Genomic DNA, 13,282 nt, shown 5'->3' on the forward strand with positions numbered 1-13,282 from the left:
AGAATTTATTTGTTCTGAGATTTATAATTTTTAGTGATCACATCCGCCCCAATGTATTCACTGATGGTTATCAAGGGGTTAATGAGATTATTGCTCAATGTCGCTTTAGTGCGTAGTCGCTCTAAACGTTTTTTATAAATATAAAATAAACCTAATGATCTCGTATTTTTTCCATAGGTCATGCCTCCTTTATGAAGATGATAAAATAGAGTCGTTTCTGGAATTACTTTTTTAACAATATTATTCTCCCATGCACGAATATACCAGTCAACATCTTCACCATACATCATACTTTCATCAAATAGACCAACTTTTTCAAAGATAGAAGAACGATAGATAGAACTTCCGAGCAAAATATATTGATAGGGTTCATAATAATGGGAACTTAAAATCTCTCCTGTTTCTAATTCTAGATATTTAACTTTTTGAATTAAGCCCTGAACAATCTCCACGTCAGGATTTTCCTTCAAACATTGTAACTGTATCGCTAATTTATGATCTGACCATAAATCATCTACATCTAAAAAAGCAATGATATTTCCTTTTGCTAGTTTGATACCTCGATTTCTAGCCGCAGAAGGGCCTGCATTTGCTTGGTAATGATAAATAATATCGGGATACTGTTTAGCAATATTTGCAGTATTGTCAGTTGATCCATCATCAATGATAATAATTTCTAAAGGTTGATATTGTTGACTTAAAATATTATTAATTGCTCTCGCTAAAAAATTCTCACCGTTATAAACGGGAATAATTGCACTGACAAAATATTGCTCACGGGAAGTCATAGAAATTATCTGAGTAAATTGAGAATAACCTGGGGAATTTGAGCTAAGTCTGTTCCGAGATTGAGATAATAACTCGGTAGTTTTTGAGTGAGTTGAGTCATGCGATCGCAGGCTTCTTTTCCTGTTCCTGGTAATTGTTTAATTGTGCTGGGGACTAAAGCCGTTAGAGCCGCGATCGCTGAGGTAGGTTCTAAGTTAGAGTTAATTTGACCAGTAACACGGGGAATAAGGATTGCTTTAAGGGGAAAATCATTGATAAGCCTCTCAGAAAAATGTTCCGCTAAAAAATAAAGTGCTTTTTCTTGATCCAGATGATTCGAGTTATGAATTAATGACTTTAACCAGGGTAGTCGCTCGATATCATTAGGCTTTTTTTTTGCACTACTGTAAAGACTATAGGCATGGGGCAAGGAATGAGTAGAAACTAAAGTATAGTCATCACTGAGATAAAATAAATCCGACTTTAAGCAAGCTAGAGCCGTTGTTGATTTCCCCATTCCTCCTTTTCCCACAATCAACACGCCTCCTGTCGAAAGACCGACTGCTCCAGCGTGAATCATTTGTTGATTCTGTTGACTAAACCATTGTTGAAAAATATTTTTGAGAGGAGAACCAGTCTCCCAATAGGGCAATTCCTCTGGTTTATTAACCCAATAAATACCTAAATTTCTTTCTAAATCCAGAACACTGAGGGCATTAGCTCCCCATTGAAAATAAGTACAAATGCGCTCATTACTGAGGCTCGAAATTTCTCCTCGCTTCTGTAGATCTTCTCTTTGCCAAACAGGAGGAGGCATTCGTGTTTGTGTTGTTGTGCTATCCCATAAAAAAATAGTTAAATCGGGATTATCAACCGTAGGAATAACAAGATGAGCCAGGGCAGGAGCGATCGCTGAAACTAAACCCTTTCCTGCAAAAGATAAACAGATTTTAGACTCCGCAATCTGATAAAAATAATTAATTTGTCCTTCCGAAGCAGCGATCGCTTGTTGGGAAATATGATAAATATTTTCAAAAAAACTGAGAGGATCTTCTGTCGGTAATAATTCAAGTGAAATGAGCGATTCCATGAAAATAAGACTTTATTTTTAATCTATTTAAAAAATGCCTTCCAATTTTGCATTCGGCCAGCCCGTTTCATCTACTTCATGAATCGGATCTAGAGCCAATAAATCTTCCATATCTGTATATTTACTCAGTTTCGGCATTTCAAAAGGAGGCGGCTCTCCCCTTGTCTGTGTGTAATGTTATGTTAAGAGTTAAAGCAAGCTAACAATTTAAGCCGTAGATGCTCAAAATTAGCAAATCCATAACTTTTCCTTTTTATTAATTTAATTTTTGTATTCATCCCTTCCGTTAATCCATTAGTTGTATGGTTTTCAAAATAATTGCATATACCTGTCAAATGAGTTTTCAGCATACCCACACTTTTTTTATAGAATAGGCACGCTGTTCTCATCCATTTTTCAAATTTTCTCCTTGCACCATTTGTCGTTCTTGAATGCTCATAAATATCTCTAATCTCTTCCTTCATTTCATACGCTATTCCTAAACAAGGATACATTTTCAATATCTCTTCTAACTCTTCTCTTTTTTCTTTTTTTAACTCTTCTTTATTTTTCCATAATAGGTATGTTAAACCCTTTTTATGGATATTCATTTTCTTTCTCAATTTATTCAATTCTTCATTTATATTTTTCATTACATGAAATCTATCATAGACGATTTTAGCATTTACAAATAACTCCTTTATTGCTGACGTAAATCCCTCCCACATATCCACACTTACTTCCTTTACATTCTCTCTAACCCTTGCTGGCTGCACCTTTAGGGCTTCTATTATCTCTTCTTTTTTGTGTCCTTTTATTACTTCTAACAATTCCTTTTTATTTATATCTATCACTGTTGTAATAAAGTCTTTTTTTCCTTTTCTATTACTAAATTCGTCTAAACTTATCTTTTCTGGTAATTCCCATTCCTTCTTTTCTGCCTGCTTTGCATACTCTTCAAATATTGATTCCAATGTTCCCCAACTTATTTCTTCTTCTTGCCTTACCTCTTCTACATTTTTCTTTTTTACTTGCTCATAAATCTTTTCTTCATAACGAATTGTATAATGTTTTCTTAGCCGCATAAAGTCCAGTCTTTCTGTTATGTATTTCTGACATTTTTCACAATGGAACTGGCGGCGGGGCACTTCCAGATATACTTTCTTTCCCAATAGGGATAAATCCCGAACCAAATTATATTCTATTTGATTTATATCTTCCAATTCTTTATGACAATTTGGACATTCTATTACTTCGTTTTTCATTTTTAATTTTAAGAACAAAGCACCATCTATTTCTCGATAGTTTACGACTGTTACCTTTGGCAAACCTAGTAGCTCATCCAAGTTTATCCACATACTCCACCTCCTACTGTGGTATTACTATTATACACTTTCCACACAGTTGGGGGAAGAGCCAGGAGGCTTATCGATCCCATTATTGACAAATCCATGAGAGACTATTTCATTTTCTGGTGTATCTTCTGCCAACTCAGTAATAATACCTTCTTCAATCAGTTGGTCTATAAATCGTTGAACGCCTTGAGCAATAATTTCTGGTTCTTCGTGATAGTTTTGAATTAATTGGGCAACAATTTGAGCAGATGATTGTTCTCGTTCAATCTCTGTCCAAATTTCCGCAGAGGTGTTGAGCAAACTGTAGTAATCACCTTGCTTAAGATTGACAATGATTACTTCACCGTCAATCAGTTCATGCACAATATTAGGGGTATTGATTTTAAATTTCATGGCTTTGCGATCGCTGAGTGTTAGAGTTTTGCTGGTAAATAATTTGGAGATTGTAAACTAATTTAAGTCAAAATGCAACTCTCACTGAGATTTTTCTTGTAACCACTGATTTAATAAATATTTTCGTCTCGTTACCGCCGAAACTTCTGTATTACCCAGCATCGATTGTTGAGTGTATTGATAATAACGTTGCCATAGATCTCGAATCCGAATTAGGTAATAAAAATAAAGTTTGGGGTCAGTATATTTAGATTCCACAGGATATCTTTCAGACATCATCTGAGCGTTAAGAAATATTTGTTGAATCATTAATTTAATTTTTTCCATAAAATGCGGTTGTTCAATAAAGTTCACCAAAGGAATAGTCATTTTGAAGCTGAGGTGTTGATTATTAGTACTGCGATTGACAAATAATTCGTCCTTCGTGATCGCCAATGTTGGTTGATCAATTCCGCCATGCTCAATAGCTTGTAGAATCAAATTGGGTAAATCAACTCCTAAAGAATAGTGAGCAAAAGCTAACATAATATACAAACCTTTTTGCCATTGCCATCGTTCAGCCGTCGTTTGTAGTGCTTGCCAATCGAGTTGATCCTGAAAATGTTCAATAATCCTAGCTAAATCGCATAGAGGACGAACCCCAATATTGAATTTATGATGATAGGACGCATGATGACAGAGATGTAACATCAAATCCTCTGGAGCCAGAGCCAGAGCCGTTTCTCCAAAAAAATCCGTATTTTTTGCTCTCTGCCATAGTTCTGTAAGGTCAAATTGATAGGTTTCATTGGGATCACAAATTGTCCAGTGAATTTCTATTACAGGCAGTGCAAAAGATTTGCGAAAAGGAGGAAGTTGATGGCCAGATGATTTTTCAACCTCTAGCGAGGCATCATAATCACCAATAGATTGATAGTCTAATATCTCTAATAATTTAGCGGCTTGTTCAACTTTATCGTCAGGAACTAAAAGATCAATATCGACCATTTCTCTTAAACCAATTTTAGAATAAACTTCCTTAGCTAGATACGCTCCTTTTAAAACAATGACTGGAATTTTGTGAGAGTTAAAAAGATTTAAAATAGATTTCAACTCTCCCATTAAAGCCATGTTAAAAAAGGTGTTTTTTCGGTATATATCCTTGAGAGATTCCTGAATAATTAATGGAACTCTTAAATCAGGTAAAGATTGCAATTGAAAATATAATAAAGCCCCCACTTGTTGCTCGATCGCCTTATCTAGTAAACCTTGCCAATTTTCTGGGCTAATTAAATCTGAACTGATAGTTTCATGGTTTGGCGATCGCCCTGGCTTTAATTTTAATAACTCTAGTAACCATTGATTAATTTCAACGTCTTGCATATTTTTTAATATTGTAAATAGTAAGAAAATTTTAGTTAAAGATTAACATCTTTCATTTGTTGTTTCCATGATTGAGCATAAAGTCCTCCGAGACTTAATAACTGTTGATGAGTTCCCGATTCTACAATCTTTCCGCAATCCATCACATAGATTTGATCAGCTTGCATGGCTGTCGTAAAACGGTGGGTAATCATAATCGCAGTCCGCCCCGCCACCAATTCCCGAAAACGTGACATCCATTCGGCCTCTGCCCAGGAATCCATTGCACTAGTAGGTTCATCCAAAAGAACAATTTCGGATTGTCGTAAAAAAGCCCTCGCCAGAGCAATTTTTTGCCATTCTCCCACACTTAAATCTGCCGTGCCTAACCATTTGCCCAGAACTTCCTGATAACCCTGGGGTAAACGAGCAATGACTTTATCAGCCCCCGAAACCTGAGCCGCCTCTTCAATCCTAGAAAAAGAGGGATGATTATCCCAGTCGCCATAGGCAATATTATCGACAGCAGGCTCATTGTAACGAACGGGTTCTTGGAATAAAACCGTAATAATTTGTTGTAAAGATTCGATTTGTAGATCCTTTAAATTATGGTTATCAATAAAAATATTACCCTCTGTTGGGTCATAAAAACGACAAAGCAATTTCATCAAAGTACTTTTACCCGCTCCATTTGTCCCAACGATCGCCACAACCTGTTCCACTTTAATTGTCAGATCAAAACCATCTAAAGCCCAACGAGAACTATGGGGATAACGAAAACGAATATTCTCAAATTGAATAGAATCTTTAATGGGAATAGGAATTGGGTAAGAATTAGCAGTTTCTTTTAAGATTGGAGTTAGATTTAAAAATTCTTTTAAATTCTCAATAAATAAACTATTAAAATAAATTTTCCCCGTATTACTGAGAAGATTTTTGATCAAACTTTGCCCTTGATTAAAAGCTTGATAAAGTAGGGTTAAATCTCCCAGGGAAATCTGAGCTTGCAATGCTCGCCAAACCATTATCGCCATTACAATTCCTGTCACGGTAATAGACAATGTCCCTGCCGCTAAATCAGCAAACGCTTGATTACGAATTAATTGTAATTGTTCGTTGCGTAGGCGTTGGCGTAGATTTTGATAGACCTCTCGAAAATGGGAACTTAGATTAAATATACGAGTTTCTGTAACATTTTCCCTTTTGGTTAAAATATTTTCATAATAGCGACTTCTTCGTTGTCGGGTTGTTACTGTCATTTGCCATTGATGACGACGATAATTATAGTAAAAAGTGATATAAAGGGCAGGTAAGGTACTCACTAAAAGTGCCAGGGGAACCCAGATACCAAATGGGATTAAAATTCCTGACATTGCCACTAAGGTAATACTACTTTGAAGTAAGCTACTCAAGTTTTCCAGAAGAGTAACGGGACGACTAATAGCATCAACTTTAGCTCTTTCTAGGCAATCATAATAGTTGGGATCATCATAGAAACTTAAGTCCAATTCACTAGCTTTTTGATGAATTAAGTCATTAATCCGATCTTGTACTAAGTCGCTTTGACTGGTTCGTACCCAATCCATTAACCCTTGCAAGGTTTGGGATAAAATGAGAATAATTCCTAATGCAATAACTAGTATTAATATTGATTGTAAACTATCATTATTAAAATTATTTTTACTAACTGGTACTAAATGATTAACTAAATCCCTGGTCAGATAAATGTTAACAATGGGTAATAATCCTTGCAAGATAATTAACGTCAACCAGGCGATCGTCCAACGGTGTGCTGATTGCCACACTAAGTTAATAGCCCAGGGTAAGTATTGAATTGTGGCAATTACTTCTTTAAAAAGATTGATATTACTCACGTTTTATTTAAACGTCCATAGTCCCCTAGGTTAGAAGCGTTAGGATTTCAACTCCATCTTCGGTAATGGCGATCGTATGTTCAAACTGAGCGGAAAGTTTGCGATCCTTGGTAATGGCTGTCCAACCATCGGCTAACAGCAAATGTTCATAGGTTCCCTCATTGATCATCGGTTCAATGGTAAAAACCATGCCCGGACGTAACTTGCGCCCCTTGCCTCGCACCCCAAAATGAGGAACCTGTGGCGGCGTGTGGAAAACATGGCTAATACCATGACCGACAAAATCCCTAACCACTGAAAATCCGTGAGCTTCTGCATATTCCTGAATTGCGGCTCCAATATCGCCCATTGTGCCGCCCGGTCTCGCTGCTGCAATGCCAAGACGCAAACATTCTTCTGTCACAGCCACTAACTTTTGGGCGGTGGGGGAAGGCGTTCCCACCATGAAAGTACGGGAGGTATCGCCATGATAGCCGTCTAGAATGGGGGTGACATCAATGTTAATAATGTCTCCATCTTTAAGGATTTGTTTCGGACTAGGAATACCGTGACAAATAACCTCATTCACACTTGTACAAATTGACTTGGGAAAGCCTTTATAGCCCAGAGGAGCACTTTTTGCTCCATGAGCGATCGTCCAGCGTTCGGCTTCATCATTGAGGGTCTGGGTACTAACTCCTGGCTGCACTATCGGGGCAAGATGATCTAATAGTTGCGCGGCTAACTGGCCAGCTTGTCGCATCTTTTCAATTTCGCGCTTGGACAAAAGGGTGATAGTTTCTCCCATGTAGGTTGAGTCAGAGATGATTTGCTAAAATTTGTCACTAACTATTCTATCGGTAAATTTGCGTTGAACGCATCGACAACTTAGCTTTAACCCATTCCCTTTCTTTTTGTCGATTTTCGGCGTTTTACAGATAAAACCATTGTTTGCCTTGCCACAGCAACCAGCCTGTTACTAAGAGACAGGCGATACCAGCTAAACCAGCGAGGGGATATTTGCCAATGCCGACCATCCAATCTGGGGAAGAATCAGGATAGTGCAATAAATCGGCTGCATCGAGGGAAGCTAAACCCCAAATCCAGGCAGCATGGAGTCCCCAGGCTAGTCCTAAACTACCACTGTTAAGTATTCTGGCTTCCACTAAGATCATGCCCATTAACCAAAGACCTGGTAATTGGGGAAAAGTGTTTTTTCGTTCCCAGCTCAGATGCAGTAGGGCAAAGATCAGACTGGCGATCGCGGCGGCTAGGCCCACACCATAGTCTTTTTGAAGTTCGGTCTGAAAAATACCTCGAAAGATCAGTTCCTCAGTCCATCCGATCCAGAGTCCCAGTAGTAGCAGGGGAAGAGATAGTTTGAGGGCCTTGCTCCAATGGTGAGTTTTCCATCCGATCCAACCGCCCCAGGTCTCTAGTCCAAAGGTTAGGGCTAGTCCTCCCACGCCTAAGCCTAATCCCAGGAGTAGGGAGATTGCTAGCTCACGATTCCAGAGGATGCCATAGTCAGCCAATGCAATATTTTGGCTATGTAATAGTAACCAAAGCAAGGGTGGAAAAATCAGATACAGGGAAGCAACTAGGGGTAATTTTTGTTGGGGGGTTGTTTCCTGGAGAGGATGCCATTGTAAACGATAAGCTAGGGGAATAGCTAAAGGCAACCAGGCCAAAAACCAGATTAATAAAAATAGTCCGATTTTGGCGATCGCCGGTAGATCTAGTAATGAGTTCATAGACAATAATTACAGCGGCCAATCACTCATTAATTTGATGCTTAACGTCTGAATAATCGGTAAACTATCAATCACCATCGCTAAACATAATAACATCAGATAAAAAATGGAAAACTTAAACAGAGAACGAGCGACCATTTTATCCATGGGAGCCTGTTTTAATTCCCAAGCTTTAACAATAAATTGCCATCCTAAAATAACGGCGATCGCACCATAGAACCAGCCACAACTATGCAGAGGATAAACTAAAAATAAGGTTAAGGGAACGACTAGTAGGGTATAGATCCAGATCTGTTTGACCGTTGCTTCCTCACCTTCAATGACAGGTAACATGGGTACATTAACCTGAGCGTAATCATCCTTAATCATTAATGCTAAAGCCCAGAAGTGGGGAGGAGTCCAAAGAAAAATAATGGCGAATAATAACCAAGGCGTTAAACTCAGATCGCCAGTAACCGCAGCCCAACCGACCAGAGGAGGAATAGAACCAGCCGCGCCCCCAATGACAATATTTTGAGTTGTATGGCGTTTTAAAAAATGGGTATAGATGAGCATATAAAACACAATGCCCGACATTGCCAAACAACCACTCAAGAGATTGACAAAAACCGCAAATAAGCTAAAGGAAATCAGTCCTAAAATGAAGGCAAAAATGAGAGCATGACGAGGTTTAACACGACCAGCCGGAATCGGACGTTCCCTGGTGCGTAACATTTCGTAGTCAATATCTTGGTCATAAACACAATTTAAGGTTTGGGCTGAGGCCGCCGCCAAAGTTCCGCCAATAAGGGTGATAAACAACTTTAAAAGATCCACTCGTCCTTCCGACGCAATCCACATGGCCGCCGCCGTGGTAATCAGGAGCAAAGGAATAATGCGAGGCTTCGTTAATTGATAATAGCTTTTCAGGACTGCGGGGAAATTGGCGTGATGACGTTCAATTTTTGTGATAGTAACCATTGTCAATCGTGAAGTATTAAGGGATAGCGGAAATCGGCAAAATCGCAGTCTGAGAAGAAGGAGTTGAGGCAGTTAAAATAACTAGACAAAGTTGAGGCGATCGCCGTCGGCTTGGCCTTCAGAGGGCTGAATATGTTGAGCAACGGAGGTTTGATCTCGTAAAGCCAGTACCGTAAAGGCCAGCATTGTGCCTAAAAGACTGGCTCCAATCGTATGGTGAGCTATGGTTAGGGGTTCAACCTGTAAATGTAACCGTAATGTTGCTGTCCCTAGCAGAATTTGCAGGAAAAGTAAGGCGATCGCCGTTTTGGCCAAAGGACGTAATCCCGAACCTAAGGCCGGAGTGCGCCAGGTATAAAAAGCCGTTATCAATACAGCAAGAGTAGCCGGAACCACTCCTATCAGGTGACTATTCATAACCTGACAAAATTGAGTGAGAGCCACATTTAAACATTGATGGGCTGCCCAGCGAGAACCCACTAAGCCTCCTAATAAACATTGAACATAGATCAATACCGTTGCGATCGCCCCCAGATAACCTAACCGTCCAGCATTGCCATAATACTGACGAGGCATTAAATTTAACGCAATCGTAATCAGAGTGCAAAAGAAAAGCAAGGCTGTGCCTAAATGAGCCGTCACAATATCAAAGCGCAACAGTTGAATAACCGTTAATCCCCCCAATACACCTTGAAAGAGAATTAGTCCTAAAGAAGCCAGGGCAGCCCAGGGAAGCCAACGCGGTAGGGACTGGCGAAACCAGAAACTTAAACCGACAAAAGCCAGCGTGCTTAAACCAATCAAGGCCGCATCCAAACGATGGAACCATTCCAAAAAGACCTGAAGATTCATCTGTTGTCGAGGTAGCCATTGGCCATAACACAGGGGCCAATCAGGACAGGCTAATCCTGCATTCATTACCCTGGTAGCACTGCCGACAGCCATCAGAAATAAAGTGGCGATCGCAATTTTCCAAACCAAACGACGCATCCAGGTTTGAATGAGGGAAGAATCGGGTTCGATAGGGTGTTGAAACGTGGATTCGGTCATAGCAGTAAGTTCATCTGAGCGTTCCAATATTGACAGACTGTCAATACCGACAGATTTTAACCAAGTCTTTCCTGCTTAGGGTGTTTAATTTGTACAAGTTCGATGATTCTTTAGATTTATTTCAGGATCAGTAAAAAGTATAGATCCCTCAAAAGTGAGCCTTCCATCTTGGTCAGATAAGTTAAACTAAAAAACAATTTAGCGTAAACCTTTACCTTTCAACCCTGACAACCATTGTGGCTCCTTCATCCTCATCCTTAGTACGTACCCCTCTGTTTTCCCTGATTCAAGCCCAAAAGGCCAAATTCACTGAATTTTCTGGCTGGGAAATGCCGGTTCAATTTACGGGACTCAAACAGGAACATACCGCCGTTCGTTCTGGTGTGGGAATGTTTGATATTTCTCACATGGGTAAATTCCTGCTGACGGGAAAATCTGTCTTACAGGCGTTAGATCAACTTGTCCCTTCCGACTTAAATCGTTTAACCCCAGGTCGGGCCCAATATACAGTCCTACTCAATGAACAGGGTGGCATTATTGATGACATTATCATCTATGACCAAGGACAAACAGACGACGGCGACCAAAGGGTGACAGTCATTGTCAATGCGGGAACGAGAGATAAGGATAAAAACTGGTTACTTGCTCATTTAGATACAACCACAATTGACTTTCAAGATCAATCCGATGAAAAAGTGTTAATTGCCCTTCAGGGGCCCAAAGCTGTCAGCACTTTGCAATCTTTGCTGAAAACGGATCTCACTAATGTACCGGCCTTTGGCCATTTAGAAGCCAATTTATATGAAGAAAGTGTATTTATTGCTCGCACAGGTTACACCGGTGAAGATGGCTTTGAAATTATGCTTTCGGCAGAACTAGGAGAAGATCTATGGCGATCGCTGTTTGGTCTGGGAGTGATTCCCTGTGGATTAGGGGCAAGAGATACCTTAAGACTAGAAGCGGCCATGTGTCTCTACGGTCAGGATATGGACGATAATACTACTCCCCTAGAGGCCGGACTAGGATGGTTAGTTCATCTTGATAGTAAGGGCGATTTTATCGGGCGTAAGGTTTTAGAACAACAAAAACAGCAAGGCGTGAAAAAACGTTTAGTGGCCCTGGAAATGGAAGGTCGTCATATTGCTCGCCATGATTATCCGGTCAAAGTGGATGGGCAAGTCGTTGGCAAAGTCACCAGTGGCACTTTTTCCCCCACCCTCGAAAAGGCGATCGCCTTAGCCTATGTCCCCCCAGAATTGAGTAAACTTGGCCAGACGCTCGGAGTAGAAATTCGGGAAAAAGTTTATGGCGGGAAAATTGTCAAAAAACCCTTTTATCGTGCTGCTCATAAATATAAATAACGGCTTTTTCAAATTACTGGCAATGGTTCAGTCTGATTATTGGAATTGCATCAAACCTCTGTGCAGCAAGGGATACAACGATTTTTGCCCTGAATCACTAAAATCCTTACAGGGCAAGACTTTCAGGCTATTTAACAACTAGGCTGAACCAGTGCCAGACGTAACTTCTCCTTGGGTGCATCCCACTTAAGATAATACATTGACACTCAAAAGAGGAGACTTAAGATAATACATTGACACTCAAAAGAGGAGAGTGATTGAGATAAGCACATCGTAGCCGAAGAATACGAGAAACATTATGAAGATGCCAACGTGCTCCCGACAATTTAACCCTAGCTCCCACCTGTTTAATCTTAGACTCCACATCACCAGAACCAATCACAATACCAAGCTGTTGATAGTATTGGTAATCAGGGATACGCTGATAATGCTTCGTCAAATAGGCTTGAAAATTCTTTGCCCTCTTGCTTTTGACTCCATCAAACGCATCTATTGCCTTGTTCACAAAACCCCGCCACAGTAAATGCTCCACTGCTTCTAGCCGTTTGAGAGAGCCACCCACTTTGAACAGATTCTCCTTGAGATGATACCAATCCAACACCTCTCGTCGTATCAGCCACGATTGAGTGGCGAAACTCTCTACCGCATTCCAGATTCCGGGATGACCATCTCCCAAAAAGGTCACTATTGGGGACAAAGGTTGAACATTGCTCCAATTCTTTAAGCCCTCTGGGTCTTGGAAAAAGGCTTCACAGACATTGCCATGAAGACTCACCAGTTTATAATCTCGCCACTGTCCCCCTTCCTTCTCCTCGCCCCGCAGACAAATCTTTCCCCCATCTATACTGACCCCCGCACTCTCTGACTGAGCTTGAGCTAAGGGCAGTTCTGTCCGTTCTACCAAGCGATGTAAACTGCTATGTCCTACTTTTATCCCCATCAACTCCTCTATATCTTCTTCTGCTTGTTGGTAGGATGTTTTCGCACTGGCTCTTAGACAGCATTTCTCTAAACCTGGACTTAAGACGATTTTTGGCGACACCTTTAGTTTTCTGGCTTGTTTTTGGCTTATTTCCACTTCTCCGACTAGGGTTTTGATTTTTCGCTTGTTTCCAGACCGTTTTTTTCCCCCTTCTGAAAAAAAAACTCCCCCATTGTTGGCCCCACAATTTCTAACATCTGGGTTCTGACTTCTACTTCGATGCTTCCAAAGTCCTTCTGTTTCTCTGGTTCCGTATATTTGCGCAGGATACGGGCTGATTCGGTGAGATGCTGTTTTAACAGTGCTTTTTCTTCTGGGGGAATCGGTAACATACTTTTTTCGCTCATCAGTTTTTTTCCATTTTACCCCAGATTCTATGTACTACTTTATCCGGGA

Annotated in this window: 13 protein-coding genes; 1 reads left to right on the top strand and 12 read right to left on the bottom strand. The window is 40.1% G+C overall.

The features are described 5' to 3' along the window. Nucleotides 1-5: 5 nt before the first annotated feature. The 10 genes from KA717_31235 to KA717_31280 form a co-directional block, all read right to left on the bottom strand. On the bottom strand, nucleotides 6-788 hold the full coding sequence (locus KA717_31235; protein ID UXE60096.1) for a glycosyltransferase family 2 protein: 783 nt from the start codon (nucleotides 786-788) through the stop codon (nucleotides 6-8). Nucleotides 789-793: 5 nt separating this feature from the next. Continuing rightward, nucleotides 794-1,858, bottom strand: a complete 1,065-nt coding sequence (locus tag KA717_31240; protein ID UXE60097.1) for a hypothetical protein — start codon at nucleotides 1,856-1,858, stop codon at nucleotides 794-796. 182 nt (nucleotides 1,859-2,040) lie between these two features. Beyond that, a complete protein-coding gene (locus tag KA717_31245; protein ID UXE60098.1) occupies nucleotides 2,041-3,195 on the bottom strand; it encodes an ISL3 family transposase in 1,155 nt (384 codons plus the stop codon). Nucleotides 3,196-3,222: 27 nt separating this feature from the next. Continuing rightward, complete coding sequence (locus KA717_31250) at nucleotides 3,223-3,585, bottom strand: PqqD family protein (protein UXE60099.1); 363 nt, start codon at nucleotides 3,583-3,585, stop codon at nucleotides 3,223-3,225. A gap of 81 nt (nucleotides 3,586-3,666) precedes the next feature. Continuing rightward, nucleotides 3,667-4,803 carry a nucleotidyltransferase family protein gene (locus tag KA717_31255; protein ID UXE60100.1) on the bottom strand — a complete coding sequence of 379 codons (1,137 nt, stop codon included), beginning with the start codon at nucleotides 4,801-4,803 and terminating at the stop codon, nucleotides 3,667-3,669. A gap of 179 nt (nucleotides 4,804-4,982) precedes the next feature. Further along, nucleotides 4,983-6,800: an ABC transporter ATP-binding protein/permease gene (locus tag KA717_31260; protein ID UXE60101.1), complete on the bottom strand. Its 1,818-nt coding sequence runs from the start codon at nucleotides 6,798-6,800 to the stop codon at nucleotides 4,983-4,985. A 25-nt stretch (nucleotides 6,801-6,825) separates the two neighbouring features. Continuing rightward, nucleotides 6,826-7,587, bottom strand: a complete 762-nt coding sequence (gene map / locus KA717_31265) for a type I methionyl aminopeptidase (protein ID UXE60102.1) — start codon at nucleotides 7,585-7,587, stop codon at nucleotides 6,826-6,828. Between the two features lie 124 nt (nucleotides 7,588-7,711). Next, entirely contained in the window at nucleotides 7,712-8,533 is an 822-nt protein-coding gene (locus tag KA717_31270) for a CPBP family intramembrane metalloprotease (protein ID UXE60103.1), read from the bottom strand. Between the two features lie 9 nt (nucleotides 8,534-8,542). After that, nucleotides 8,543-9,493, bottom strand: coding sequence for a heme o synthase (locus tag KA717_31275; protein UXE60104.1), 951 nt, complete (start codon nucleotides 9,491-9,493; stop codon nucleotides 8,543-8,545). 81 nt (nucleotides 9,494-9,574) lie between these two features. Next, nucleotides 9,575-10,543, bottom strand: coding sequence for a heme A synthase (locus KA717_31280; protein ID UXE60105.1), 969 nt, complete (start codon nucleotides 10,541-10,543; stop codon nucleotides 9,575-9,577). A gap of 236 nt (nucleotides 10,544-10,779) precedes the next feature. Between KA717_31280 and gcvT the strand changes: the two genes are divergently transcribed. Next, a complete protein-coding gene (gene gcvT / locus KA717_31285; protein UXE60106.1) occupies nucleotides 10,780-11,904 on the top strand; it encodes a glycine cleavage system aminomethyltransferase GcvT in 1,125 nt (374 codons plus the stop codon). Nucleotides 11,905-12,124: 220 nt separating this feature from the next. On the opposite strand, the gene KA717_31290 is transcribed toward gcvT, so the two are convergent. Beyond that, a complete protein-coding gene (locus tag KA717_31290) occupies nucleotides 12,125-13,003 on the bottom strand; it encodes an ISKra4 family transposase (protein ID UXE64825.1) in 879 nt (292 codons plus the stop codon). Continuing rightward, nucleotides 12,991-13,233, bottom strand: a complete 243-nt coding sequence (locus KA717_31295) for a hypothetical protein (protein UXE60107.1) — start codon at nucleotides 13,231-13,233, stop codon at nucleotides 12,991-12,993. The genes KA717_31290 and KA717_31295 overlap by 13 nt, the downstream gene beginning before the upstream one ends. Between the last annotated feature and the right edge of the window lie 49 nt (nucleotides 13,234-13,282).

Source organism: Woronichinia naegeliana WA131, assembly GCA_025370055.1.
Taxonomy (GTDB): Bacteria; Cyanobacteriota; Cyanobacteriia; order Cyanobacteriales; family Microcystaceae; genus Woronichinia; species Woronichinia naegeliana.

Bases quoted from the DNA above. Each gene is read 5' to 3' on its own strand.
- KA717_31235 (UXE60096.1), bottom strand. From the start codon at position 788: ATGACTTCCCGTGAGCAATATTTTGTCAGTGCAATTATTCCCGTTTAT.
- KA717_31240 (UXE60097.1), bottom strand. From the start codon at position 1,858: ATGGAATCGCTCATTTCACTTGAATTATTACCGACAGAAGATCCTCTC.
- KA717_31245 (UXE60098.1), bottom strand. From the start codon at position 3,195: ATGTGGATAAACTTGGATGAGCTACTAGGTTTGCCAAAGGTAACAGTC.
- KA717_31250 (UXE60099.1), bottom strand. From the start codon at position 3,585: ATGAAATTTAAAATCAATACCCCTAATATTGTGCATGAACTGATTGAC.
- map (UXE60102.1), bottom strand. From the start codon at position 7,587: ATGGGAGAAACTATCACCCTTTTGTCCAAGCGCGAAATTGAAAAGATG.
- KA717_31270 (UXE60103.1), bottom strand. From the start codon at position 8,533: ATGAACTCATTACTAGATCTACCGGCGATCGCCAAAATCGGACTATTT.
- KA717_31275 (UXE60104.1), bottom strand. From the start codon at position 9,493: ATGGTTACTATCACAAAAATTGAACGTCATCACGCCAATTTCCCCGCA.
- KA717_31280 (UXE60105.1), bottom strand. From the start codon at position 10,543: ATGACCGAATCCACGTTTCAACACCCTATCGAACCCGATTCTTCCCTC.
- KA717_31295 (UXE60107.1), bottom strand. From the start codon at position 13,233: ATGAGCGAAAAAAGTATGTTACCGATTCCCCCAGAAGAAAAAGCACTG.